General features: G+C 41.6%; 19 protein-coding genes. 12 read left to right on the top strand and 7 right to left on the bottom strand.

Annotated elements, in window-relative coordinates:
• Positions 1 to 194: 194 nt before the first annotated feature.
• A complete protein-coding gene (locus V7K44_RS25240) occupies positions 195 to 389 on the bottom strand; it encodes an adenylyl-sulfate kinase (protein WP_442940716.1) in 195 nt (64 codons plus the stop codon).
• Positions 390 to 1,237: 848 nt separating this feature from the next.
• Here V7K44_RS25240 and V7K44_RS25245 point away from each other — a divergent pair.
• The gene (locus V7K44_RS25245) at positions 1,238 to 2,341 is read left to right on the top strand and encodes a TIGR03032 family protein (RefSeq protein ID WP_334935523.1); all 1,104 of its coding nucleotides are present in this window, start codon (positions 1,238 to 1,240) and stop codon (positions 2,339 to 2,341) included.
• 64 nt (positions 2,342 to 2,405) lie between these two features.
• On the top strand, positions 2,406 to 6,806 hold the full coding sequence (locus tag V7K44_RS25250) for a beta strand repeat-containing protein (protein WP_334935525.1): 4,401 nt from the start codon (positions 2,406 to 2,408) through the stop codon (positions 6,804 to 6,806).
• A 110-nt stretch (positions 6,807 to 6,916) separates the two neighbouring features.
• Here V7K44_RS25250 and V7K44_RS25255 read toward each other — a convergent pair whose 3' ends face one another.
• Positions 6,917 to 7,351, bottom strand: a complete 435-nt coding sequence (locus tag V7K44_RS25255) for a hypothetical protein (protein WP_334935527.1) — start codon at positions 7,349 to 7,351, stop codon at positions 6,917 to 6,919.
• Positions 7,352 to 7,509: 158 nt separating this feature from the next.
• Positions 7,510 to 10,494: a valine--tRNA ligase gene (locus V7K44_RS25260; protein ID WP_334935528.1), complete on the bottom strand. Its 2,985-nt coding sequence runs from the start codon at positions 10,492 to 10,494 to the stop codon at positions 7,510 to 7,512.
• Between the two features lie 191 nt (positions 10,495 to 10,685).
• Here V7K44_RS25260 and V7K44_RS25265 point away from each other — a divergent pair, with 191 nt between their 5' ends.
• From V7K44_RS25265 to V7K44_RS25280, 4 genes are read left to right on the top strand one after another with little or no spacing between them, the layout of a single operon-like run.
• Positions 10,686 to 11,072 carry a hypothetical protein gene (locus V7K44_RS25265; RefSeq protein ID WP_334935529.1) on the top strand — a complete coding sequence of 129 codons (387 nt, stop codon included), beginning with the start codon at positions 10,686 to 10,688 and terminating at the stop codon, positions 11,070 to 11,072.
• Between the two features lie 7 nt (positions 11,073 to 11,079).
• Positions 11,080 to 12,342, top strand: coding sequence for a glutathionylspermidine synthase family protein (locus tag V7K44_RS25270; protein WP_334935531.1), 1,263 nt, complete (start codon positions 11,080 to 11,082; stop codon positions 12,340 to 12,342).
• Between the two features lie 30 nt (positions 12,343 to 12,372).
• Entirely contained in the window at positions 12,373 to 13,644 is a 1,272-nt protein-coding gene (locus tag V7K44_RS25275; RefSeq protein ID WP_334935533.1) for an MFS transporter, read from the top strand.
• A 14-nt stretch (positions 13,645 to 13,658) separates the two neighbouring features.
• Positions 13,659 to 14,618, top strand: a complete 960-nt coding sequence (locus tag V7K44_RS25280; protein ID WP_334935535.1) for an N-acetylglucosamine kinase — start codon at positions 13,659 to 13,661, stop codon at positions 14,616 to 14,618.
• Positions 14,619 to 14,644: 26 nt separating this feature from the next.
• Here the strand turns inward: V7K44_RS25280 and V7K44_RS25285 are convergent, their stop codons facing one another.
• On the bottom strand, positions 14,645 to 15,385 hold the full coding sequence (locus V7K44_RS25285; protein ID WP_334935648.1) for a dienelactone hydrolase family protein: 741 nt from the start codon (positions 15,383 to 15,385) through the stop codon (positions 14,645 to 14,647).
• Between the two features lie 194 nt (positions 15,386 to 15,579).
• On the opposite strand from V7K44_RS25285, the gene V7K44_RS25290 reads away from it, so the two are divergent.
• Positions 15,580 to 17,709, top strand: coding sequence for an McrB family protein (locus tag V7K44_RS25290; protein ID WP_334935537.1), 2,130 nt, complete (start codon positions 15,580 to 15,582; stop codon positions 17,707 to 17,709).
• Positions 17,687 to 19,270, top strand: coding sequence for a DUF2357 domain-containing protein (locus tag V7K44_RS25295; RefSeq protein ID WP_334935540.1), 1,584 nt, complete (start codon positions 17,687 to 17,689; stop codon positions 19,268 to 19,270). Before V7K44_RS25290 ends, V7K44_RS25295 begins: the two co-directional genes overlap by 23 nt.
• A 384-nt stretch (positions 19,271 to 19,654) precedes the next feature.
• Here the strand turns inward: V7K44_RS25295 and V7K44_RS25300 are convergent, their stop codons facing one another.
• Positions 19,655 to 20,917 (bottom strand): FGGY-family carbohydrate kinase, encoded by a 1,263-nt coding sequence (locus V7K44_RS25300; RefSeq protein ID WP_334935542.1) that lies wholly within the window; start codon positions 20,915 to 20,917, stop codon positions 19,655 to 19,657.
• Positions 20,918 to 21,117: 200 nt separating this feature from the next.
• Between V7K44_RS25300 and psaM the strand changes: the two genes are divergently transcribed.
• A complete protein-coding gene (gene psaM, locus V7K44_RS25305) occupies positions 21,118 to 21,207 on the top strand; it encodes a photosystem I reaction center subunit XII (protein ID WP_040630342.1) in 90 nt (29 codons plus the stop codon).
• Between the two features lie 322 nt (positions 21,208 to 21,529).
• Positions 21,530 to 21,940: a hypothetical protein gene (locus V7K44_RS25310; RefSeq protein ID WP_099102317.1), complete on the top strand. Its 411-nt coding sequence runs from the start codon at positions 21,530 to 21,532 to the stop codon at positions 21,938 to 21,940.
• Between the two features lie 225 nt (positions 21,941 to 22,165).
• Here V7K44_RS25310 and V7K44_RS25315 read toward each other — a convergent pair whose 3' ends face one another.
• Complete coding sequence (locus V7K44_RS25315) at positions 22,166 to 22,885, bottom strand: tetratricopeptide repeat protein (protein WP_334935545.1); 720 nt, start codon at positions 22,883 to 22,885, stop codon at positions 22,166 to 22,168.
• Between the two features lie 401 nt (positions 22,886 to 23,286).
• Between V7K44_RS25315 and V7K44_RS25320 the strand changes: the two genes are divergently transcribed.
• Together V7K44_RS25320 and V7K44_RS25325 are read left to right on the top strand one after the other, a co-directional pair.
• Positions 23,287 to 23,751, top strand: a complete 465-nt coding sequence (locus tag V7K44_RS25320) for a hypothetical protein (RefSeq protein WP_334765774.1) — start codon at positions 23,287 to 23,289, stop codon at positions 23,749 to 23,751.
• A 6-nt stretch (positions 23,752 to 23,757) separates the two neighbouring features.
• Complete coding sequence (locus V7K44_RS25325; RefSeq protein WP_334935547.1) at positions 23,758 to 24,309, top strand: glutathione S-transferase family protein; 552 nt, start codon at positions 23,758 to 23,760, stop codon at positions 24,307 to 24,309.
• A 55-nt stretch (positions 24,310 to 24,364) separates the two neighbouring features.
• On the opposite strand, the gene V7K44_RS25330 is transcribed toward V7K44_RS25325, so the two are convergent.
• On the bottom strand, positions 24,365 to 24,856 hold the full coding sequence (locus V7K44_RS25330) for a YajQ family cyclic di-GMP-binding protein (RefSeq protein WP_012411046.1): 492 nt from the start codon (positions 24,854 to 24,856) through the stop codon (positions 24,365 to 24,367).
• Between the last annotated feature and the right edge of the window lie 49 nt (positions 24,857 to 24,905).

A 24,905-nucleotide genomic window follows, 5' to 3' on the forward strand; every position in this document is an offset into this window, starting at 1 on the left:
TTCATTCTAGCAACTATATAACCCAACTCTTCTAGCTTTTCTAAGAGGATGTTTGAAAAGTTTTTTTGGTAATATCTAAGCCTCGAAAACCTAACCCCCCAGCCCCCTTCCCTACAAGGGAATGGGGGTTTCAAAGCCTCTCACCGAAACGGAGAGAGGTTTGGAGAGGGGTTTTGAGTATACTTTATAACTTTTCAAACAACCTCTAAGACCTTAGTTGCACTTTGAGCAACGCTTTCCTGGTTAGTTTTGCATTCGACTTCAGGACAGAGTGGTATTTTATAAGGATCATCAATACCAGTGAAGTACTTAATTTCCCCTGATCTTGCTTTTTTATATAAATTTAATACGAAGCATGGCGATGTATAGGACAGACTACACCTACGCATTTTCTCTACCCTAACAACACAATTTGCCGCTATATTAACAAAACTTGCTGATCGAGTTTTCAAATTATTAAAGTTTTAACTAATTTTTACATTCAGTATATATACAGTTTATTTTTTAACATAATAGTCTTTATTATAACAGTAGATTACTAAACAAGATTTACTGCTAAGACATTATAAAAAACTAAGTTCAAAATATCTGCAAAGTTAGATCCAGTAGAGTTTTATGGCGGCGCGACCTATTTTCTGGGGGCGATTCCTTTAAGTGCTGTTTCCGGTACAGACTTGTTTATTGACAATGATGCCACACTTAGTGGTCTGTGTGATTAACCCTCTTTTGTCAGAGTGGGAGAACCCAATCGCCCAATCGCTTACAGGGCTTTAATTTCCACTTTTTGTCTATAAATTTTAGTTTCTGTTAGAAAATAAAGCCTCAAACCTAGATTAAATCAAAGTCTCAGAATTTAGCTTCGATTATTGTTTTCCAAGAGTGACAAAACAGGGTTAATTTTGAGAGTTTCGTCGTGAGCGATTTATCAGTCAATTTCAAGGGTTTTAGCCCTGACTACAAACTTTCACAACTCATCAAAACCAATGACATCAATCACTAGTACACTTTGGCATAAATTTGTTCACCTTTAACAAGTTGCTCAGAGCAACTTGTCTACTTAATTGAGGAGATAGCTGGATTTACGCCATGCAGTACTAGTGTTTTGTGCCAGTAATTTTCGGGGTTCGTAGTTAGTAATTTACTGCTCAATTTGAAGGGCTAGAGCCACTGAGTATATTTTGTATTTAACTAAGTCTAAAGTTCCTCAACAAAATTTGAAATTTAATTCAACTGATTTATGCTGTCCACTTTTCCCACTACTGCCCTAGAAGAGAATAACTTAATTCAATGTGATGCCGATCGGGGATTTATCTCCTGGCTAAGTCAAGCCGGAGGCTCAGTTGCCATCACCACCTACCAAGCCGGAAAACTAGCACTAGTAGGCTGGAATGGGGAACAGATAACCATGCTGTTACGCCAATTTTCCAAACCAATGGGATTGGCAGTGAATGGTTCACGATTGGCACTGGCTACCCATCATAAAGTCTGTTTATTAGCCAATGCCCCCGCCTTAGCTTATGAGTTTTTAGAAGACCAGCCCGGACGCTACGATGCCCTCTACTTGCCACGGATGACATATTTTACAGGCGACCTGAACATTCACGACCTGGAATTTGGCAGAGAAGGGCTGTGGATTGTCAACACCCGCTTTTCGTGTCTTTCTAGCTTGAGTCCAGACTTTAGCTTTGTACCGCGCTGGCATCCCAAATTTATTTCTGAAGTTGTTCCAGAAGACCGCTGCCACCTGAATGGGTTAGCGATGGTGGATGGCAAACCCAAGTATGTGACTGCCCTCGGTGCGACAGATACCGTCGGGGGATGGCGACCAGGTAAAGCCAACGGTGGAGTCGTAGTGGAAGTAGAGAGCAATGAAATTATTGTAGATGGATTATCAATGCCCCATTCCCCAATTTGGCATGACGGGTTTTTGTGGTTACTCAACTCTGGTGCAGGGGAAATATGGCGCATTCATCCAGAATCAGGAGACAAACAAGTAGTTTGTGTACTCCCTGGATTTCTGCGGGGGTTGTGCTGCGTCGGGTATTACGCCCTAGTCGGATTATGCCAGATTCGGGAACGGCATATTTTCGGAGGGTTGCCTATTACTCAACGGTTTGAGCAATTGCTGTGTGGCGTGGCAGTCGTGGATTTACGAAATGGGCAACAGGTGGGAATGCTGAAGTTCACCGCAGGCTGTCAAGAACTTTATGATGTACAGTTTCTTGCTGGTGTACAGCGTCCGATGGTTTTAAATCAGGAACGAAAAGAAATCCGTCAAGCATTTACTGCCCCAGAATTTAACTATTGGCTGCGACCGAGTGCAGTGATTCCTAATGACTAAGAAATCTGTTTAATCAGGCCGTAATTGTTGAAATCAAATTTTTAGTTTTTTCAGAGGTTTTTTCATGAATGAATTCAAAGTCAATACCACCACCATTGGCAATCAATCTAACTCCACAGTAGCAATAGATACAGATGGGGACTTTGTTATTTCCTGGCAAAGTGATGGTCAAGACGGAACTAAGATATATGCCCAACGCTATAACACTGACGGGACATCTCAAGGGGATGAATTTCAAGTTAATACTGGCACTACTGGCAATCAATATAATCCCGTAATAGCGATAGATACAGATGGGGACTTTGTTATTTCCTGGCAAAGTGATAGTCAAGATGGGACTGATATATATGCCCGACGCTACAACAATCTTGGGGTGGCTCAAGGGGGCGAATTTAAGGTTAATACCTACACCACCAGCGACCAAGCTAATCCCATAGCAGTAGCGATGGATTCAAGTGGGGACTTTGTTATCTCTTGGATTAGTTTAGAGGAAGGGTTTAGCTATGAGATATATGCTCAACGCTACAACAATCTTGGGGTGGCTCAAGGGAATGAATTTAAGGTTAATACCTATACCACTAGCGATCAATATAACTCTACAGTCGCAATGGATGCAGATGGAGACTTTGTCATTTCCTGGCAAAGCTTTGGTCAGGACGGGTCTAGTAATGGGATATATGCCCAACGCTACAACAATCTTGGGGTAGCTCAAGGGGGCGAATTTAAGGTTAACAACTACACCATCAGCAACCAAGCTAACCCCACAGTCGCGATGGATACATATGGGAACTTTGTCATTTCCTGGCAAAGCGATGGTCAGGATGGTTCTATTAATGGGATATATGCCCAACGCTACAACAATCTTGGGGTGGCTCAAGGGGGGGAATTTAAGGTTAATACCTACACCACCAGCGACCAAGCTAATCCCACAGTCGCGATGGATGCAGATGGGAGCTTTGTCATTTCCTGGCAAAGCTTTGGTCAGGACGGGTCTATTAATGGGATATATGCCCAACGCTACAACAATATTGGGGTGGCTCAAGGGGGGGAATTTAAGGTTAATACCTACACCACCAGCGACCAAGCTAATCCCACAGTCGCGATGAATGCAGGGGGTGACTTTGTCGTTTCTTGGCAAAGCGATGGTCAGGACGGGTCTGGTAATGGGATATATGCCCAACTAAACACTAACAATGGGATTCCCCCGATAATCTCTGCTTCTGCCTCTGCACTGGCATACACCGAGAACGCCACTACAGTCATCGACTCAGGCATCACCGTCAGTGATGAAGACTCCCCCAACCTAGCTAGTGCCACCGTCAGCATTACCAGTGGTTTCGCCTCTGCTCAAGATACCCTCACCTTCACCAATCAAAATGGGATTACGGGCAGCTACGACAGCAGTACAGGTGTCTTAACCTTAACTGGTAGTTCTACTGTTGCTAACTATCAAACCGCACTACGTTCCATTACCTATACCAACAACAGTGATAACCCCAGTCTTACACCTCGTACTATCAGCTTTATAGTTAATGATGGGGCTGTTAATAGTACTGCCATTACTCGCGATATTAATATTACGGCGGTGAATGATGCACCTGTTGCTACTGCCACCAACTCTGCCCTGGTATACACCGAGAACGCCACTACAGTCATTGACTCAGGTATCACCGTTAGCGACTTAGACTCCCTCAACCTAGCTAGTGCCACTGTCAGTATTACCAATGGTTTCGCCTCTGCTCAAGATACCCTCGCCTTTACCAATCAAAATGGGATTACGGGCAACTACAACAGCAGCACAGGTCTTTTAACCTTAACTGGTAGTGCCACCATTGCTAATTATCAAACTGCACTACGTTCTGTTACTTATACCAACAGTAGTGATAACCCCACTACTACACCTCGTACCGTCAGCTTTGTGGTCAATGATGGGACTGATAATAGTACTGTTGTTACCCGCAATATTAATATTACGGCAGTGAACAATGCGCCCATTGCTACTGCTACCAACTCTGCTCTGGCATACACCGAGAACGCTACTACAGCCATCGATTCAGGCATCACCGTCAGCGATGTAGACTCTGCTAACCTAGCTAGTGCTACTGTCAGAATTAGCAGTGGCTTTATTTCTGCTCAAGATACCCTCGCCTTCACCAATCAAAATGGGATTACGGGCAGCTACAACAGCACCACAGGTGTCTTAACCTTAACTGGCAGTTCTACTGTTGCTAACTATCAAACCGCACTACGTTCTATTACTTATACCAACAACAGTGATAACCCCAGTCTTACACCTCGTACCATCAGCTTTATAGTTAATGATGGGACTGCTAATAGTACTGCCATTACTCGCGATATTAATATTACGGCGGTGAATGATGCGCCTGTTGCTGTTAACGATAGCATCACCACAAAAAGAAACATACCCGTTATTATTAGTGCTACTACTCTGTTAAGTAATGATAAAGATGTCGATGTTAGTGATGTTTTGAGTATTACTGGCTTCACCCAACCTAGCCAAGGAACCTTAGTTAACAACAACGACGGTACTTACACTTATGCCCCTGTCCAAAACTATTATGGCTTCGATGGCTTCACTTACACTATAAGTGATGGGCACGGAGGCAATAGTACTGCTACCGTCAACTTGACTATTAATCAGTACAATGTGATTAATGGTACTTTAGGTGCAGACAACCTAAATGGTACAGTCAATATTGATATCATCTCAGGATTGCAGGGTAATGACACGCTCCAAGGACTAGGTGATAATGACACTCTTGATGGCGCTGATGGAAATGATTCCTTAGATGGTGGTGCAGGAGTTGACAGTCTCATCGGTGGTAAAGGCAATGATATTTATATCGTAGACAACCTGAACGATATTATTATTGAAGGCTTAAATGCAGGCACAGATTTAGTTAAGTCTTCGGTGAGTTGGGTGTTGGGAAATAATCTGGAGAACTTGACCCTGACTGGAAGTGGGGCAATCAATGGTACTGGTAATAGCTTTAATAACATCTTGATTGGCAATACTGGCGCTAACATTTTGAGTGGAGAAAATGGCAATGATAACCTCTTTGGTGATTCCGACAATGACACCTTGTTGGGTGGTGCAGGCAATGATACCTTAGATGGCAGTTTAGGATCTGATAGTCTTGATGGTGGAATCGGTAATGACACTTATATCGTAGATAACGTGAACGATATTATTATCGAAGGCTTAAATGCAGGTACAGATTTAGTTAAGTCTTCGGTGAGTTGGGTGTTGGGAAATAACCTGGAGAACTTGACCCTGACTGGAAGTGGGGCAATTAATGGTACTGGTAACAGTCTTAAGAACATCCTGATTGGAAATACTGGCGCTAACATCTTGAGTGGAGAAGATAGCAATGATAGCCTAATTGGTGGTACAGGCAATGACACCTTGTTGGGCGGTGCAGGTGATGACACCTTGGATGGAGGTTTAGGGGCTGATAGTCTCAATGGTGGAGTTGGCAATGACATTTATACTGTAGACAACGTAAACGACTTGATTACTGAAGGCTCAGATGTAGGCACAGATTTAGTCAAATCTTCGGTGAATTGGGTGTTGGGAAATAATCTGGAGAACTTGACCCTAACTGGAAGTGGGGCAATCAATGGTACTGGTAACAGCCTTAATAACATCCTGGTGGGAAATAGTGGTGCTAACACGTTGAATGGAGTTGATGGCAACGATAGCCTGTTTGGTAGCTCAGGTAATGACACCTTGTTAGGCGGTGTAGGCGATGACTCCTTGAATGGAGGTGCAGGGACTGACAGTCTTGATGGTGGAGTCGGTAATGATATTTACACTGTAGACAACGTAAACGACTTGATTACTGAAGGCTCAGATGCAGGCACAGATTTAGTCAATTCTTCGGTGAATTGGGTGTTGGGAAATAACCTAGAGAATTTGACTCTGACTGGAACCGGGGCAATCAATGGTACTGGTAATAGTCTTAATAACATCCTGATGGGAAATAATGGTGCTAACACATTAACAGGAGGAGATGGCAATGATAGCCTTTTTGGTAACTCAGGCAATGACACCTTGTTCGGTAGTGCAGGTGACGATCTAATGGCTGGTGGAGTTGGTCGAGATGTATTGACTGGTGGAACTGGGAAAGATAGCTTCAACCTAACTGGTACCCGTACTGGAGGGTATGATACGATCGCTGATTTTACTCTTGGAGAGGATACTATCTTGATTTCCAAGGCTGAATTCGGACTGGTTCAATCTCAAAATACTACGCTCGATTCGGGACTGTTTCGACTTGGTACCACTGCGATAACAGCAAGCGATCGCTTTATGTACGATCAAACTACGGGTAATCTTTTCTTTGACGCGGATGGGACTGGTAAGGCTGCACAAGTTCTTCAAATTGCCCAGTTCTCCAATCAGGTAGCGCTTAGTAGTGTAAATATTACTATCATTGCCTAACGCAAGCTAACTATAGCTTGCATTGAGAAATTACCCAGTCAGAGACAGAGCAACTCTTGCTGGGTAATCTTTTATAAATACACATTTGAGTGCAATATAACTGCAAACTTTTAACTTTCCTCTTGGGAATAACCATTTTTCTCGCGTTTGAGGCTTTCTTGTAAGGCTTGAATTTGTTCGCGTCTGGCTTCCAACTCTAAGGAACGCCTTGCTAAGTCTTGGTTTTGCAACGTCAGGGATTGTCGCCAATTTTGTGCTCGCTCGGCCTCATGCTGCAAAAATTCCGGGGTAATGCCGATGGTGAGGTAGCTTTGTATGAGATGGAGTATCCAGTTGGTGGCATCTTCTATTTTTTCAATATCGCCTGTAGGGGAAAGTTCCACTAAGACAAGCAAGTTTTCACTCATGGTCTTTCCCTTTCCCAGCAAAATGAAAGCCTCTTCGGGAATTATCGCCCACAAGTTATCAGCTTCTTGACGCGCCAATAAGCGTAACTGGTGCTGGTCTAAAAAATCGTTTTTACGCACCTGGGCTAGATATAGCATGAGGGTCGCTTCGCTCCAATTCAAAATTCAAAATTCAAAAAAAATTTAATAAAAAAATAAATGCCAGAATTCATATTTTGTTAATTGGTAATGGGTAATTGGGAATTATTTACACTCCCATTACCCATTACGGTTATCCTAAGCCACGCAGGCGATCGCTACGACAACCCCTTGAGGCGATCGCGCAAAATTTCTGCTTGCTTTTGTGCTTCTGCTAAAGCTTCCCGTGCTCCCTGTACCACGTCAGCCCTAGCTCTATCTACAAAACTAGGATTGTTTAATCTGGTACTCAGAGATTGAACTTCAGCTTCAGCTTTACTCAAGCTTTTTTCTAGCTTGGCACGTACAGCTTCAATATCTACCACACCGCTGAGAGGAATTAGCACCTGTATTGTACCAATTACACCTGCGATCGCATTTTCTGGTTCTTGCGGTTGTTCTAATTCTCTCTGCGGGAAAAACTGGCTCCATAACCTACGTCTTGCTTGAGCAGTTAGTAAATTTTGGCTAGCAAACCACGCTGTGTAACTAAAACCAACTAGTTCAAAGAAAGTTCCGATGATGGGAGTGTCATCAATGGCATTTCCCGCAGCTAAACCCACTCTACCAAAGATAATGGCCACGATAATTAAGCCAATTGTCTTCAAACCCCTTTGAGGTTTTTTAGCAGCAACAGTTTGGTTTTCTTGTTTGTCAGTAATGGTTAAAGTCTCAACCTTCGCCAAATCTTTAATATAATCTTGACCAGCAGTGAGGATTTCCCGCTCTTTCTCACTTTCAGTTTGCAAATTCGCTGTCACTTTTACCCCTGGCTTAATATCCGCTTCAGCACGCAAATTCCGAATTGTGCGGATAGTAGCAATCAGCAATTCAAACTGTTCTTCTAAAGCTGGATTAATTAGGTTCGCGTCTATCTGGGGATAGATTTGTAACGGTAAAGTTTGCGGGGAATCTGCTGGTTGTTGAGTAAAAGTTTGCCAAATTTCTTCGGTAATATGAGGCATGAAGGGATGAAGCAGTTTCAAAATTCCCTCCAGAACGTAGCCAAGAGTTTGCTGTGCTACCCTCCGTGATTCTGGGTTTGCACCTGTTTGCAGCCTAGATTTCACCAGTTCAATATATTGATCGCAGAAATCACCCCAGATGAATTCGTAGAGTCCTTTTGCTGCTTCCCCTAAACCGTAATTATCGATGTAATTCGTGGTTTGTTTGATAACTTGATGATACCGCGAAATAATCCAGCGATCGCTCAATTCGGTAGCGACTGGGTTCCCCAATTGTTGCGGCGTTTGTCCATCCAAATTCATCATTACAAACCGGGCAGCATTCCACAACTTATTTGCAAAGTTACGGGATGCCTCTACAGATGCCGATTCATCCTTTTTGCGATCGTATTCTAAGCGGATATCTTGCCCAGCGCCAGCCACTTCTCTAATTAGGGTGTAGCGCAGGGCATCAGTACCATATTTGTCAATTAATAACAACGGGTCAATACCATTACCTTTGGTCTTTGACATCTTCTGGCCTTTTTCATCCAGCACCAGTCCGTGGATGTAAACCGTTTGGAAAGGCATTTGCCCCGTAAAATGCCCAGCCATCATTGTCATTCTGGCTACCCAGAAAAAGATAATGTCAAAGCCTGTTACCAAAGTGGTAGTCGGGTAGTAAGTTGCTAAATCCTGAGTTTCTTCCGGCCAGCCCAAGGTTGAAAATGGCCAGAGTCCAGAAGAAAACCAGGTATCAAGCACATCTGGATCTTGTTCTAACTTGACATTTTCACCAAATTGTGATTTGGCTTTTTCCCAAGCTTCAGTTTCCGATTTTGCCACTACAAAGGGCGTGTTATCGGTAATTTGCCCACCCGTTTCACTGATAGCGTACCAAGCCGGAATTTGGTGTCCCCACCATAATTGGCGAGAGATACACCAATCTTTGAGTTTTACTAGCCAATCACGATAGACTTTTGTCCAGCGTTGGGGGACAAACTCTGGAGAGGTTTGCTGGTCGAGGAATTCGAGAGTGTTGTCAGCTAGGGGGCGAATTTTGACGAACCACTGAGTTGAGAGGAGAGGTTCAATAGGTACTTTACCGCGATCGCTGTAGGGAACGGTATGTTTATAATCTTCTATCTTCACCAAAAAGCCATCTGCTTCTAGGCGAGAAACCACATTTTTTCTAGCAACAAAGCGGTCTTGTCCTTGAAATTCTCCAGCATTGGCGTTGAGAGTGCCGTCTTTATTCATAATGTTGATCAACGGCAGATTGTGACGCTTACCCATGTCAAAATCGTTCGGGTCATGGGCGGGAGTCACCTTTACGCAACCTGTGCCGAAAGTGGGGTCAACAAATTCATCGCCAATAATGGGAATTTCTCGTTGTAGAATGGGCAGAGTTAAAGTTTTGCCAATGAGATGTTTGTAGCGATCGTCATTGGGATTAACTGCTACTGCTGTATCACCCAGCATTGTTTCTGGTCGAGTTGTCGCGACCTCTACAAAACCGGAACCATCGGTAAGTGGATAGCGGAAATGCCAGAGATTTCCATTCACCTCTTGGTTTTCCACCTCTACATCAGACACAGCCGATTGAGAAGCGGAACACCAGTTAACTAAATATTCACCACGATAAATTAAGCCTTCCTCATAGAGGCGAGTAAACGCCTCGACAACTGCTTTAGATAAACCCTCATCCAGGGTAAACCTTTCCCGCGACCAGTCCACCGAGACACCTAAGCGTCGCAGCTGATTCAGAATCGTTCCTTCAGACTCCGCCTTCCATTGCCAAGCGCGTTCTAGGAATTTTTCGCGCCCCAATTCGTAACGAGTCTTACCCTCTTTTTTGAGTTGATTTTCCAGCATACTATGGACAGCGATGCTGGCGTGGTCAGTTCCGGGTAGCCACAGGGTATTGCGCCCCTGCATCCGGTGGTAGCGCACGAGGGTATCAATCAACGCACTTTCAAAAGCGTGACCTATATGTAAGTTACCGGTGACATTTGGCGGTGGAATGACGATGCAGTAGGGTTCGCCGCCTTTGTTGGGGTCAGCTTTGTAAACTTGGTTGTCTTCCCAGAATTTTTGCCACTTGGCTTCAGTGGAAAAAGGGTCGTAAAGACTGGGGAGATTGGGAATAGTTGCGGTCATGCTGGGAAAACTAACTATGGAAGGACTCTAATAAATTTTGCCACAGGGTTGGAGGCTGGTTTGTTTAGCAATTCTCGAAATCGTGGGTTTACCCCTTAAAACATCTGGAAATGCGAAATCTATTCTTGACCCTTGTAGCTATCTTGGTAAATTCCGTAGCTGACATCTGTAATATTCGCTCAGAAAGACTCATGAAATTGAAACCAGGTTTATTTCAACTCATCGTGTTCGTTATGACTGTATCGTTACTTGCTTCTTGTGCGACAACCCCAGAAGCAAAACAGTCAGATTGCATTTCCAAAACGTCGTCGAACCCTAAACAACAACCCAATAACTGTTCACCCTCATCTAATAGTAGCGGCACAAGCGGTTACTCCGGTGGCAGTAACAATAGTCGCGGCGCAAGTGGTTACTCTAGTGGCAGTAACAATAGTAGGGGCACAAGTGGTTACTCTGGGAGCAGTAGCATTAGAAGAAACAGTTTTGGTGATTCATCAGAGGTCGGTACTTCTAGCAGTTCTTCCAAGGGTCGTAGTGGTTTTGGTAGTTTTGGTCGCGGTGGTCATGCGGGTGGATAAAAGAGTTATGAATATTTTCAACAGTCCTCAACGAAAGCGTCTATTTCAGTCCATGAAAATGGGTTGGTACAACTTTGCTCCTATTGAAGAAGGAACAGGTATACCTCTAACTGACCAAGAAACACCTTACGCTCTTTATTATTGCCATCAAGTTTTACCGCAGACGATACAAGAAATCCGGCAAGCATCGGAATTAGTCGGTAGTGTTTTAACCCAAGCGTGGGGAATTATCCGCACTCTTGATGAGGATACACTACTTTACTATGGATTTCCTGAAGATACCATCAAGTTAGTTAAATATGACTTCCTCGCACCATTTTGTATGCGTCTTGACTGGTGCTGGAATCCAGAAACGGGGATAAAAAAAGTAGTAGAAACTAATCCCCAAACTCCTAGTTTTTGGTTTGAGTGTACGGACGGAAATAACAAAGTTGCCCGACATTTTGGATTGCAACAACCAGATTTAGATGCTCAAAAAATCTTAAAAAGAACACTCAATCAGCATATAAATAAAGCCGCATTAAATTTGGGTAAACCAATTACAGACTGTCGTGTGGCATTTACAGCTTTGAATAATGCCGAAGACTTAGGGACTATGCGATGGTTGAGCAAGAATTTGGAGTCCAAAAGTGCCATTTTACCCTTAGAATATCTTGGCATCAAAGATGGTGAGTATCTATTTGACCAGAGAACAAAAAAACCAATAGATATCCTCTTTCTGTGGTATCCAGTGGAATGGTTAATCCATGATACTGATGAAAAAGGTGAAAGATTATGGCCGGCTCTAGAACAACTAATTTTTGAGAATAAAATTGTGATTGTGAACTTTGGTTCTGCCTTTGCACTGCAACCAAAGAGTGTATTTGCCCTAATTACAGATTTGGGATATGACTTTTTTGCTGAGAAAGATGCAGGGACAGTCTGGGAATATTTTCCTAAAACATCACTGAGTGCAACAGGAATAGGTAATTCATATTTTGCTAAACCTATTTTAGGAAGAGAAGGTGAAGGAGGATTTGCAGTTAATTCAGGAAATATCTCTGCGCGTAGTAGTAATAATGACCCTTGGTATACACAACAAAATTATGTGTATCAAGAGTTATTAGAGTTTCCTAAACTAGAAATTGATGGTAAGTCAATGACTCAGGTTTGGGGAGCATGGCTATACAACAATGGTAATGACAAGTTTATATCTGGAGGTGTAGGAATGCGTCTTTCTGAAGGGGAAATTACAGATAACTTATCCTATTGGTGTCCTATTGGATGCTAATTTTAATAGCATCGATAATTAGAGGCAAACATGAAACCTCAAACCACCACCCCTTCGCCCTGGACATACCTACCCACCCTATATTTCACCTCCGGCATACCTTACGTCATCATCAACACAGTTTCCGTAATCTTTTACAAAAAACTCGGAATCGATAACGCCCAAATTGCCCTTTGGACAAGCTTTCTCTATCTACCTTGGGTCATCAAAATGTTTTGGGGCCCAATTGTCGATATTTACTCTACCAAACGCAAATGGATACTTTATACCCAATTTGCCATGTTCTGCTGCTTGGCTTTGATAGCCTTCTCCTTACAACTGCCAAATTTCTTTTTCATCTCCCTCGCATCATTAACAATAGGAGCATTTATTTCTGCAACTTATGACATTGCTACAGACGGCTTCTACCTGCTGGCTTTATCTCCAGAACAACAAGCGTTTTTTGTCGGCATTCGCTCACTATTTTATCGAATGGCTGTCATTTTTGGTTCTGGAATATTAGTAGTCTTAGCAGGTCAGCTTGAAGTATCTCTCAATAATATTCCTTTAAGCTGGACTATAGCTATTGGCTTCTCAGCTTTAATTTTAGCAATTTTGTTTATTTACCATCGCCTAATTTTACCCTTACCCGAATCAGACAACCAACGACAAATACAAGCTAGGGAAAATATACCTTTTTGGGCAATTATTAGCTCATATTTTGCTCAGGATAAAATTATCAATATTTTAGCATTTATCTTACTCTACAGATTTGGGGAAGCAATGCTTGTAAAAATAGCCTCTTTGTTTTTATTGGATAAACCAGAAGTAGGTGGTTTAGGGCTATCAACATCAGATGTGGGATTAGTCTACGGAACATTTGGGGTAATCTCCCTAATCTGTGGAGGAATTTTAGGAGGTTTATTCATTTCAAAATATGGATTAAAAAAGTGTTTGTTTCCTATGGCTTTAGCTTTGAATTTACCTGATATATTTTATGTGTATATGGCTTACAATAAACCTTCCCTAACATTAGTGTATCCCTTGGTTTCACTAGAGCAATTTGGGTATGGTTTTGGATTTACAGCTTTTAGTGTTTATTTAATGTATATCTGCCAAGGCGAATATAAAACTTCTCATTTTGCTATTTCCACTGGCATTATGGCTTTAGGGATGATGCTACCAGGTTTAATTAGTGGTTATCTGCAAAAAGCTTTTGGCTATCCATTATTTTTTATCTTGGTTTGTTTATTAACTATTCCTGGGATGATTGCTCTGTTTTTTATACCTTTAAAAGAAGAAGGGAAGCCTCAAAATAATTAACATTATTACAGTTTATGAGTTATGTTTTAGGAATAGATGGTGGCGGTAGCAAGACTGTTTGTATCTTGATGGATGATTCGCGTCAATTGCTAGGTCGTGGTGAAGACGGCCCATCTAATTATCAAAGTATAGGTATCGAAGCAACTTTACAATCTATTCAATCAGCAATTTATAATGCGATTGAAGCAGCAATAATTACAAATAGCGTGAATATTAACGCGATATGTCTGGGTTTAGCAGGTGTAGGTCGTGCAGCAGATATCGAAATCGTAAAAGGTTTAGTTAAAGAGTTACAGAATAACAAATCTCTGCCTATTACTTGGGAATTACAGCCAGCGAATATTGTAATTTGTAACGATGCTTTAATTGCTTTAGTTGGTGGAATTGGTCAGCCTGTAGGAATTGTAGTTGCAGCCGGTACTGGCTCGATAGTTTTTGGACTAAATCATCAGGGACATACTAAGCGAGTCGGCGGTTGGGGGTATATTTTAGGAGATGAAGGTAGTGCCTATAAAATTGCGATCGCAGGCATGAACGCAGCATTAAAATCTTATGATGGACGAGAGATATCAACGAGTTTGATGGAGGGTTTCAAACAACATCTTGATTTGGAAAATATAGAAGATTTAATAGAAGTAGTATATCGCCGAGAATGGGGAGTTAAACAGATAGCAGCTTTAGCACCAGTTGTAGATTTGGCAGCAGCGTCAGGTGATATAGTAGCGAATATGATAATTGATGATGCTGTAAAAGAGTTAGTAAAAGCTACATCTACAGTAATTGATGCAATTTTTACTGCCGACTCAGTTTTAGAAGTAGTCACAACGGGAAGTGTATGGCGTGGTAGATGCAATATCCATGAAAGATTTGCAGCATCTCTTCTTAAGAAGTATCCTAATGTAAAGGTGATATTTCCGAGGCATGAACCTGCTTATGGTGCTGGTTTGTTAGCATTACAGACAACTCAAAATTGACGCGAAGAAATCAATAATAGGAGTTTTCAGTCTGTGAATATGCGCCCCAAAAAAGTTACTATTTCAGACCAAGCTGCGGTGCAAGCACTAGAATCATAACGATAACCGTCGTCGCGCATGAATGTATGTTCTGCTTCATACAAGAAAACTTGGTGAGGTATGTTAGCATTGTCCATTGCTTTTATTATGGTTTGGCGATCGCTATCTGGTATATGAGGGTCAAGAGTACCAAACACCATTAGCATCTCGCCTTGAATTTCATTTACCCTCTGGATTGTATCGGCTACCTCTTTACCCAGTTTACCACTGGGAATACCAGTAGGGTAACAGCAGACACAAGCCCGAATTTCGTTTTGAAATGCGGCGCGGAAGGCTAAATGTCCACCAATACAAAAGCCGAGAGTGCCTATTTGATTTGGAGAAACCGCACTCTCTGTTTTCAGAAATTCAATCACAGCAAGGCAATCGGCATCATATTCAGCAACCGAGGTTCGACGCGCATCGTCATTACCGCGCATCCTTCCCAGATCGTCTGGCTCAATTACTAAACCAACTGGCTCAATTCGGTGAAAAATTTCTGGTGCTGCTACTACATAGCCGTATCCTGCTAAGTAATTAGCTAGACGAATCATTGCATCACCTAACTGATAAATATCACTGTAGAAGACAATACCAGGGTGTTTTCCTACTGCTTTGGGAGCCGCAACATAAACACGCATTAAGCTGCCATCTACTCTTAACTCAACGTTGCGCTTAGTGATTTGCACTTTTTGTCCCCGTGTTACGCTTGCTGTCATTAGCTTCTACACTATAACGCCGCAGCATCCGGTTACTTTCAATCCACAATTTGGCGTTCTTTTTCCAGTGAAAGTTTGTTGCGATTGCATTTCTCAAGTAGTGAAGTGCTTGAATTTGGTGTAGTATGCCACAATAATAATTTTAGTTATTGTTATCAGGCCAAATGACAGAAGTTTTTGTAAATCCAGAATGCCCATTTTCATTAAAAAGCTTTGACCTTCTTGCACAATTAAAGAAACATTCAAGTCAAGATTTTTATTCAAAGCATGAAGAAGATTTTCAAACTTGTCTTGAACTACCTATTAAACAGCTATTACACTATCTTACTGCTCAATTATCAGGTGAAATCATAAAAAAACTTAATATGGAATTTAATTTATTTAATTTAGAGGTTAATTTTTCTCAACCTTATTTTGAATATAATTTCTTCCCTAAAGAATTGAAGTCACAAATTAAATTTAATAATGCTCATTTCTTTATACGAGTCACACAAAATGGTTTCTGGTTTGGTTTGCATGTTTCTGAGAGAAGTCCTGACAGGCAAACATTTATTAAAAATGTTCAAACTAATACAACTCTTAAAGAAATTCTTATTCAGAATACTGTAGTTTCTGAGAAATGCGATCTCTTTTCTAAGTCTAGCCAAGAAATTAGTCCAATTAATCGTTTAGCTGACTGGTTAAAAATTGTAGCTCGTCTAAAAAGCGCGACTAAGTGTATTCAAGTTACTAACTATATTACATATTATCAAGTATCAACTTTTGACTATCAACAGCTAGCTAATGAAATAAAACAGCTATTTGAAGGAATTTTCCCTTTATTTTTGGCTGCAACGTGTGATGAACCAATTACAGCTATTGAAGAATATTTACATCAAACTAATATAAAAAATGGTAAATATTACTGCCGACAAGGAGTGAATAAATATCAAGAAGGAAACTACCAAGATGCTATTAAACAATTTGATATAGCTTTAGAGCAAGCTCCAAATATAGCCGATGCTTATCGATACCGAGGAAAAGTAAAAGCTGAATCAGGATATACTGACGATGCTATATATGACTATAATTATTTACTACTGATTCAACCTAAAAATTACGAAATTTATGATGAGCGAGGTTATATTTACTATAATCTTGAAAATTACGAGAAAGCACTTGATGATTATAACCAATCTTTACATATTAATCCTAACTTTGCCTTGGCATATTACCATCGAGGACTTACATACTTAGAACTCGAAAATCAGCAAAAAGCTTTTGAGGATTTATGCAGAGCTACAGAATTATTTGACAAGGAAAAAGACGTGGATAATTACGAAGAAGCACAGCGTATCCTCAAAACTATTTATCCAAACTATTCTGAACCTTTGTTTACAGAGATTAGTCAGAATATCCGCTCTAAAGGTCTGCGTATTTCTGAAAGTATCTTGCGACGCTACCACTTAGCCCTGAAGACGAGAAAATTTGTAATTCTTTCAGGAACTAGCGGAACTGGCAAGACTTGGCTTACTAAAGCTTACGCTGAGGTAGTAGCGGCTGAATACCTTTTAGTTCCTGTGGCTCCTAATTGGACTACTAACGAGGATTTGCTCGGCTACTTCAATCCAATGGATAAAGAATACCATTACACTACGTTTAGTCATTTTTTAGAAAAAGCAGCCCAAGAGTATGAGCAAGCTCAAACAGAAAAACGCACCCCTAGACCTTACCATTTAATCTTGGATGAGATGAACTTAGCACGGGTAGAGTATTACTTTGCCAAGTTTCTCTCAGCGATGGAAGTTAGGATGCGTGAAGGACTAGCCCAAATTGAACTTGCATCGGAGAAACAAGTTTTGTTACCACCTAACCTTTACTTTATTGGCACAGTCAATGTAGACGAAACTACTCACAATTTTGCTGACAAAGTTTATGATAGAGCGCAAATGATAGAACTTGAGGTTTGTCATAATGATTTATTTGAGCATTTGGGTGAAGTTGACTATCGTGAAATTTTAATGGAAGTTTGGGATAATCTGCACCTAGTAACCCCATTTGCTTTTCGTGTTTTAGATGAAATCAATAACTATGTGAATGAAGCTAAAGTTTTAGGTATATCTTGGGAAGAAGCTTTAGATGAACAACTGTTACAGAAGATTTTGCCCAAATTAAAAGGTGCTGATGATAGGGTAGGAGAAGCCCTTAAGACATTTGTTGATATTGCTGCTGAAAATAAACTTAATCTAAGTCACGCTAAAGCTAGCAAAATGCTAAAAACATTTGAACAACATGGATTTACTTCCTACTTCTAAACTGAGTTTTCTTAGCCGCGAAGGCGAGATTATAGATGCTCCAAGTGAGTGGCAACCTGCTTGGTTGGAAGTTCATGTACCTCAAGAAAAATTACAACAAACACGGCTTTGGCTTCAAGATAAAAAACTCCCGCTTTTGGTAATGGATTTGAGTGGAAAGTTTCGAGTACTAGCTGAGTGGCCTCGCTCAAACCCTGGTTACTACCAACTGCGACTTGAGTATCAAAATGAGATTGAGGAACAGACAATTGCGGTTTGGCCTCAGAAAATTAGTCGTGAAGCCTTTGCTCAGATGCTAGAGGATCTCGATTCTCGTCTGCCAACCTCAGTAGCGATAGGCTTACAGCGTACCGGGGGTTTAGCTGGTCTGAAATTACCACAACTAGGTGAAACTACTTTAGCTCAGGAACTACTTCGCTTACGTCGGGCTATTAATGGCACAGGCAAAAGATTAGGGCTGAGTGAGATTTTGAGCCAACTTGCTCGCAATCCTCATCAAATCCTCAAAACTAATGAAATTTGGGTTCGGCAAGATCAAGTCCGCAGACCTCCTCTTGGTGGGCTGGTTCAAGCTTTTTTTCGAGGGCATAACTTGGATGTGAGTGGAAGACCGATTCGCGTACCGGATGTCCGAGTTGAGCATACTGTTGATGTTTATGAGAACCAGTTGGTTAGGTTATTTTTTGAGCTTGTCAATCAGAGACTTAGACGAGTTCGGCAAGCTTTTGAAGCTGACCCTAAAGGTAAGCCTTTGGAAGAGATTAAGTCTCTATTTTTCCAATTAAGAAAGGCTCGTCAACAAGCAGTTTTTCTGGATGAGGTGAGCCAGCCTAAATATTTGCCCAATCAAATTACGATGGTTTTGTTAAACCGTCCACTTTACCACGCTGCTTTGGAAGGCTATCTAGAATTTATCAGAAGTCCTACTGTGCATTTGGATGATTCAGACCTTGATGCACCTTTGGAGAATCTCTACAAACTTTACCAAATTTGGGGAACTTTGTGGATAATTGCAACGCTATTGGAAGTAGCTATACACAAAGGATATCAAGTTGAAACCCAGTGTTTAGTTGCTAGGGATAAAACGGGAGTCTACGTCAGAATTTTACCCAATGGACAACCAGCATTAGTTTTAATTCACCCACAACACAAGACAAAAATTAAGTTAATTCCTGAACGAAGCTATGGCAAAGATGGAGAACTGCAAAGCGCCAGCGTTACATTGCGCCCTGATGTAGCAGTAGAGATCAAACTAGCTAATGGCTCTCAACAAGTCTATTTATTTGATCCCAAGTACAAACTTGAGAGTGAGCCACTGGAAAACACCAGCAACGAAGGAAAACCTAAAACTGCTGATATTCAGAAGATGCACACTTACCATGACGCTATCCAAAACAGAGAAGGTAGGCAAGTAGTTAATTATGCTGCGATTATTTACCCTGGCTCCTATGTATCTCATTCCAACGCTGAAATTGAGGCTCTTCCAGCTTATCCTGGGGCTGAAAGTAGCCTACAGGAGCATCTGCGTCGCGTGCTAAATAAAGCCCTTGAAGTTTCCTGACAATGAACCATCTAGGCTTCTGATATCGGACTTGAAGAACTCGGCAAATTGCATTCATGGCATAAATCAGATCATCTACAAAATACCCGAAGTTTTTCTACCATGATTGCGATCGCTTAATATCCCCAGTGAAAGTTTGTCATGTTTGCCTTAATGCACCCATTACTTATGAGTGTAGACTAGTTATAAATCATACCAATAATTAGTAAAGGGGATAGATGACATTCGCTTGCTGCGAAGCACCCATCCCCGAATAGCTGCCCAGATGATGAACCTGGAATCTATAGTCCGGTATCTAATCATCCAAGTATCGTCCGAGATATATCGATTGTCACTGGGATAGATACTGATTTAAAAGATATCTACTAAAAGATGCACTGTTTATTAACCCCTTTTTCTCTCTCCCATCGCCAACAGCGCTGTCCCGTAAGCTGCTTCTGTATAAACTGACGCTACTACAGGAATCTGCAAATTACGCGCTCTAATTGCAGTCCAAGTATCATTCGCCGCGCCACCGCCAGCAGTATAAACACGGTTCAGTTTGTTTGCTCCCATTTGCTGTAATAATTCATACCCTCGCGCTTCTATGCGGGCAATGCTTTCTAACAAACCATGCAGAAATTCCACTGGATTATCTGGGCGTGGTTCCAAACGTGGGGCTAGATTGGGATCGTTAATGGGAAAGCGATCGCCTACCCTCAACAACGGATAATAATCTAACTCGCTGGCAATTGAAGCATCAATCTCCCGACTAAGGCTTTCTAACTCAGCATTTGTGAAAAATTGCTTGAGTACAGCACCTCCAGTATTCGAAGCACCCCCAGTCAGCCACAAATCCCCCAATCGATGGCTGTAAATCCCATATCTAGCATCTTCTACACGGGTACGACTTAACAACTTTAGTACTAACGTTGAACCAAGGGAAGTCACGGCTTCACCAGGTAATTTTGCGCCACTGGCAATAAAAGCGGCAATACTATCAGTTGTACCTGCACACACCAGACAATCACGGCGGAAAGCGAACTTATCCGCAATTTCAGGACGTAATTCGGCAATGGGAGTACCAGGAGTTAAAACCTTAGGTAGCTGAATCGGTATTTGCAACAATTCTAGCCATTCTGGGTATTTCAAGTCTTCCACGTCATAACCCAGCTTTAAAGCATTATGATAATCGCTAATCCCCAACTGTCCATGTAGGAGAAACGCCAGCCAATCTGCTTGATGCAGAAAATATCTAGCTTCACTAAATGAGGGTAATTGTCTCATCCACAAAAGTTTAGCTAGGCTGGAGGTGGCACTTAATACGGTATGATTAGGGGGCGCAATACTCCTCAAATCCTGTAGGACAGATGATCCCCGCGCATCGTTGTACATCAAGGGTGCATCTGTTGGATTGCCAGCAGCATCGACCAGCAAGACTGTGGAAGAAGTACCATTAATTGCGATCGCTTTAATTTTTCGGCGCAACTCTTCAGGTATTTGTTCCACCAGCATAAACAAAGCCTCCTGCCAAATTTTCGGCGTAACGGTAGCTGGTGAGTCCTGGAAGGGATATCGCACCTCAGCCTGAATAAAAGAGCCTTTCTCGTCAATCACCACGCCGCGTGCGCCAGATGTGCCGAAGTCAACACCCAAATATAAATTCATAATTTTTATAAATTTTTTTAATAGAGAATAAATAAGAACTACTGACTAATAACTGCTTTTGTTGCATCTTGTAACAAGATATTCCCCAATTCTGGCAAAACAAGGAAAAGTAGTAAACGAACTGTTCAAAATCTATTCAGGTTAGGAGGTTTTCAGCCATGCCTATCTTAGATACTCTGTACATCGCTCAGATATCTTCCATCTCAGATACTCAAGTCTACATCGCTCTAGTTGTAGCCTTGATTCCAGGAGTTCTAGCTTGGCGATTAGCCACAGAACTTTACAAATAACGCTCCGATGTGACACAGTTAAAAAGCTAATAATCCTGGCAGTACGGGGTGCAATTTCCAGATTTTATGGCTTTATGCCATAAAATCTGGAAACCTTGCACTTACGTAAGCCAGGTTATTTTTTAACTAATGCGACACTTGTAGCTATTTCAAAAAAATGAAGTAATATGACAGCTAAATCAAGCATTCAGGAGTGCTGATATCTGAGTACTGAGTGCTAAGTGCTGAGTGCTGAGTTGGAAATCTCACTCAGCACTCATAACTCATAACTCAGCACTCTTGATAGTACTTCCTTCACTAAGCGAGGTTATTTTTTAGCATCATGAACGCGATTCAACCATCTAGACCACCGTCACAACCTATACAAAAACGCCGTGTCACTCCTCGACCAAAGCGGCATCTTCGTCAACGTTCTTACCAGGTGATGGCACTGGAAAGCACAGCCAAAATAGCGGTCAATCTTGTGATTACAGCCGTTGCAGCATCTGCTTTAACACAACTCTTGCCTTATCATTGGTTACAGCAAGAAAAATTGCGAGAAATGAGTACTGAAGTTAAGCTGATGGAAGGACATGTCAATGGTTTGCAGGCAGAATTTAGCCGTAACTTTGATCCGCAAGAAGCTAAAATTATTAGACAACGACAAGGATACCGATTCGATCCCAGCCAGCGTCAGATCGTGTTGATGAATCAAGATCGCCGAGAAGATGAGCAAACAGACTCGTCACCCTAAGACAAATGGCGAATTTGGGATTATTTAGGTTTATTGTGATTCAGGCTACGTATAAACCGGGTGTTAATTTATATTATTGCTAATAAATAATGGTTAATAGCTAATTTTTGAATAGCTATGTAGTTATCATCTATTAGTCATTAGCGATACAGCGTCACTAAACTCTAGTTCAAAATTAATCAATTATTTTGAATTTTGAATCTCCCAGAAGAACTAATCTACCAATTAGGACGCTGATTGAGATAGTAACTCATCTAGCCAATTTTCGAGTTGTAAACGCAAGCGACAACCAGTAATATCCTTATCGTTCTCGAGAGAGGGCAGTTGAGTAAGGGCGCGACGATAATCAGCGATCGCACAATTCCAGTCGCCCCAAAGATGGTAAGTCCTGCCGCGTTCAGCCCAGATATGACCTTCTAGTTGACCGAAAAGCAGTGCTAGCTCAAAATTCTCAATTGCCACCTCGTATTGTCCCAAATCACGCCAGGTAATACCTCGGTTAATCCATGCCCGGACATGGTGAGGTTTCAAATCAATTGCTCGATCGTAGTCGGCAAGTGCTACTGCTAATTTTCCACAAGCCGCGTAATAATTTGCTCGGTTATTATAAGCACTAGCCAAATATGGATTAAGTTTAAGGGCGGTGTTGTAGTCGTAAAGCGCTTTTTGCCTTTGGCCACTTTGGAAATAAATTAGCCCCCGGTTATTGTAATCAACGGCATTGTGGGGGTGGCGGCAAATTAGTTGGGTTAAAAGTGCGATCGCTTCAGTATAATCTCCTTGTTGAGCCAACCTCAAAGCACAAGAGCGCAAGTCGCTATCCCCGAAAGTACATTTGCTGCGATCGCTTTTCCTCCGTTCTTGAAGTTTTTTTGTAGTATTTAGAACATACTTATATTGGTTACTTTGCTGGTCATCGTCAGCTAAAAATGAGTGAATATTCATCTTTCCCTGCTTGAAATCCCTGCTTTGTTAAATAAAAGTCTAGTTTTTTAACGCTGGTGATTTTACCACTATGTCTATTCTCAAGGTACTTATGGTTGCTTTAAAGCCATCTTAAGACTGAGATTTAAACTACTCACACCAGTAGAAATCTACCCCTTAAATAAACAATTGCTCCTCAAACCTAATCATAGATACTTGATCCCGAAGATGAATTCCCGAAATAGCAGACGTTAATCTCAAAGACTAGTCAAGTAGTGAGAGCAGCAAATTGGTAGAATGCCAACAAGCCATTCGTTAAAGAGGGAATGTGGAAGCAGGAAAAGCAAGGGGAGAGTAATTAATATCCAATGCCCCATGTCCCATTCCCTAAATTCAATTTTTAAATTTTGAGAAATTTCCCGATGACAACCGCAACTTCTTATCCCAATGCCCCTGATTTAGCAACCGATGATTACATTGTGATCGGCTTGGCAACCTGCTTCGTCAAAGAAGATGGAGAAGTTTATCAAATCGAAGTTATAGAACCAATACCTTCTGCGGCTTTGGAAGCTCTTTTAAAGGGCATTCCTACCTCCTATAAGCTGGCTCATGCCACAACTTTGGGATCTGTGCTGGATGGAGATTCACAACTGCTGCCAGATGGCTTCCCAGAGTCGGCTCAGTTTGGAGAGGAATTTGTGCCACGGGCATTTGCAGCAGCTCGTACCTACAAGCGTCGTGAATCTGCAAAATCTTTAATTCCCTTAGGTACAAACTACACTGATTTTAAGTATTCCATTGAGCGTAAGCGGGTATTAAACGCCGCTAGAGTAGTCACCAAAGAAGACAACGTTAAACAGCATTCTCATACTCACAAAGTTCTTTAAGTAATTATGCTAAAACTTTACGGTGGCGCTCGTAGTCGAGCATCAATTGTTCACTGGTATTTAGAGGAATTAGGAATTCCCTACGAATTCGTAAAGCTTGATATGCAGGTGGGTGAACACCTCCAGCCTGCATATTTAGCAATTAACCCATTTGGTAAAGTTCCAGCCATTGTTGATGAGGATTTTCAGCTTTTGGAATCTGGGGCAATTTTGCTGTATCTTACCGATAAGTATAGTAAAACTCCACTTTCACTCCAAGAACGTGCTGTATTTTCCCAATGGGTATTGTTTGCCAATGCTACCCTTAGTCCAGGGATTTTTGTAGAAGCAAATCGGGAGCGGGAAATGCCCCGCTTGTTAACTCCGTTAAATGAAATTTTCAGTAAGCAACCTTTTTTACTTGGCAATGATTTCACTGTTGCTGATGTAGCAGTGGGGTCTATTTTGAATTACATTCCCATGATACTGAAGCTAGACCTGAGCCCCTATCCAGCGATGTTGAACTATATGAAGCAGTTATCTGAGCGTCCGGCATTTCAAAGAAGTATTGGCGGATGAGCTTAAAATAATTCGTAATTCGTAATTGAATGATTAACTACGAATTACGAATTTTTTAACGATAATTTGTAAATTGCAAAGCAACTGGGTAATCTTCTTGTTTTAGTCGCTGCATCACAACTTGTAAGTCATCTTTAGATTTAGCAGAAACCCGCACAGCATCCCCTTGAATTGAAGCTTGTACCTTTTTGAATTCGTCGCGAATCAATTTGGAAATTTGTTTGGCGATTTCCTGACTGATGCCTTTTTTGAGTTTGATTTCTTGACGCACGCGATTACCACTGGCTGATTCAACCTTGCCAAAATCAAAGATTTTTTGGGAGAGGTTACGCTTTGCGGCTTTTTCTCGCAAAATAGTGTGTACAGAATCTAAGGTAAACTCGCTGTCAGTACTAACGTTAATGCTTTCTTCGACTAACTCGACAGTAGTTTCAGTGTCTTTGAGGTCGTAACGACCTTTGATGTCTCGTATAACTTGATCAACAGCGTTAACCAACTCTTGTCGGTCAAAGTCGCTCACAATGTCAAAGGAAAAAGTAGAAGCCATAAAACATTTTAGATTTTAGATTTTGGACTTCGACTTCGCTCAGTCGAAC

It is taken from the genome of Nostoc sp. (genome assembly GCF_036917235.1).
Classification (GTDB): Bacteria; Cyanobacteriota; Cyanobacteriia; order Cyanobacteriales; family Nostocaceae; genus Nostoc.

What these genes read in the sequence shown, in the direction of transcription:
- V7K44_RS25290 (WP_334935537.1), top strand. Translation starts at nt 15,580, where the DNA reads ATGACAGAAGTTTTTGTAAATCCAGAATGCCCATTTTCATTAAAAAGC.
- V7K44_RS25330 (WP_012411046.1), bottom strand. Translation starts at nt 24,856, where the DNA reads ATGGCTTCTACTTTTTCCTTTGACATTGTGAGCGACTTTGACCGACAA.
- V7K44_RS25310 (WP_099102317.1), top strand. Translation starts at nt 21,530, where the DNA reads ATGAACGCGATTCAACCATCTAGACCACCGTCACAACCTATACAAAAA.
- V7K44_RS25240 (WP_442940716.1), bottom strand. Translation starts at nt 389, where the DNA reads ATGCGTAGGTGTAGTCTGTCCTATACATCGCCATGCTTCGTATTAAAT.
- V7K44_RS25255 (WP_334935527.1), bottom strand. Translation starts at nt 7,351, where the DNA reads ATGCTATATCTAGCCCAGGTGCGTAAAAACGATTTTTTAGACCAGCAC.
- V7K44_RS25275 (WP_334935533.1), top strand. Translation starts at nt 12,373, where the DNA reads ATGAAACCTCAAACCACCACCCCTTCGCCCTGGACATACCTACCCACC.
- V7K44_RS25250 (WP_334935525.1), top strand. Translation starts at nt 2,406, where the DNA reads ATGAATGAATTCAAAGTCAATACCACCACCATTGGCAATCAATCTAAC.
- V7K44_RS25325 (WP_334935547.1), top strand. Translation starts at nt 23,758, where the DNA reads ATGCTAAAACTTTACGGTGGCGCTCGTAGTCGAGCATCAATTGTTCAC.
- V7K44_RS25260 (WP_334935528.1), bottom strand. Translation starts at nt 10,494, where the DNA reads ATGACCGCAACTATTCCCAATCTCCCCAGTCTTTACGACCCTTTTTCC.
- V7K44_RS25265 (WP_334935529.1), top strand. Translation starts at nt 10,686, where the DNA reads ATGAAATTGAAACCAGGTTTATTTCAACTCATCGTGTTCGTTATGACT.
- V7K44_RS25300 (WP_334935542.1), bottom strand. Translation starts at nt 20,917, where the DNA reads ATGAATTTATATTTGGGTGTTGACTTCGGCACATCTGGCGCACGCGGC.
- V7K44_RS25280 (WP_334935535.1), top strand. Translation starts at nt 13,659, where the DNA reads ATGAGTTATGTTTTAGGAATAGATGGTGGCGGTAGCAAGACTGTTTGT.
- V7K44_RS25320 (WP_334765774.1), top strand. Translation starts at nt 23,287, where the DNA reads ATGACAACCGCAACTTCTTATCCCAATGCCCCTGATTTAGCAACCGAT.
- V7K44_RS25295 (WP_334935540.1), top strand. Translation starts at nt 17,687, where the DNA reads ATGGATTTACTTCCTACTTCTAAACTGAGTTTTCTTAGCCGCGAAGGC.
- V7K44_RS25315 (WP_334935545.1), bottom strand. Translation starts at nt 22,885, where the DNA reads ATGAATATTCACTCATTTTTAGCTGACGATGACCAGCAAAGTAACCAA.
- V7K44_RS25270 (WP_334935531.1), top strand. Translation starts at nt 11,080, where the DNA reads ATGAATATTTTCAACAGTCCTCAACGAAAGCGTCTATTTCAGTCCATG.
- V7K44_RS25245 (WP_334935523.1), top strand. Translation starts at nt 1,238, where the DNA reads ATGCTGTCCACTTTTCCCACTACTGCCCTAGAAGAGAATAACTTAATT.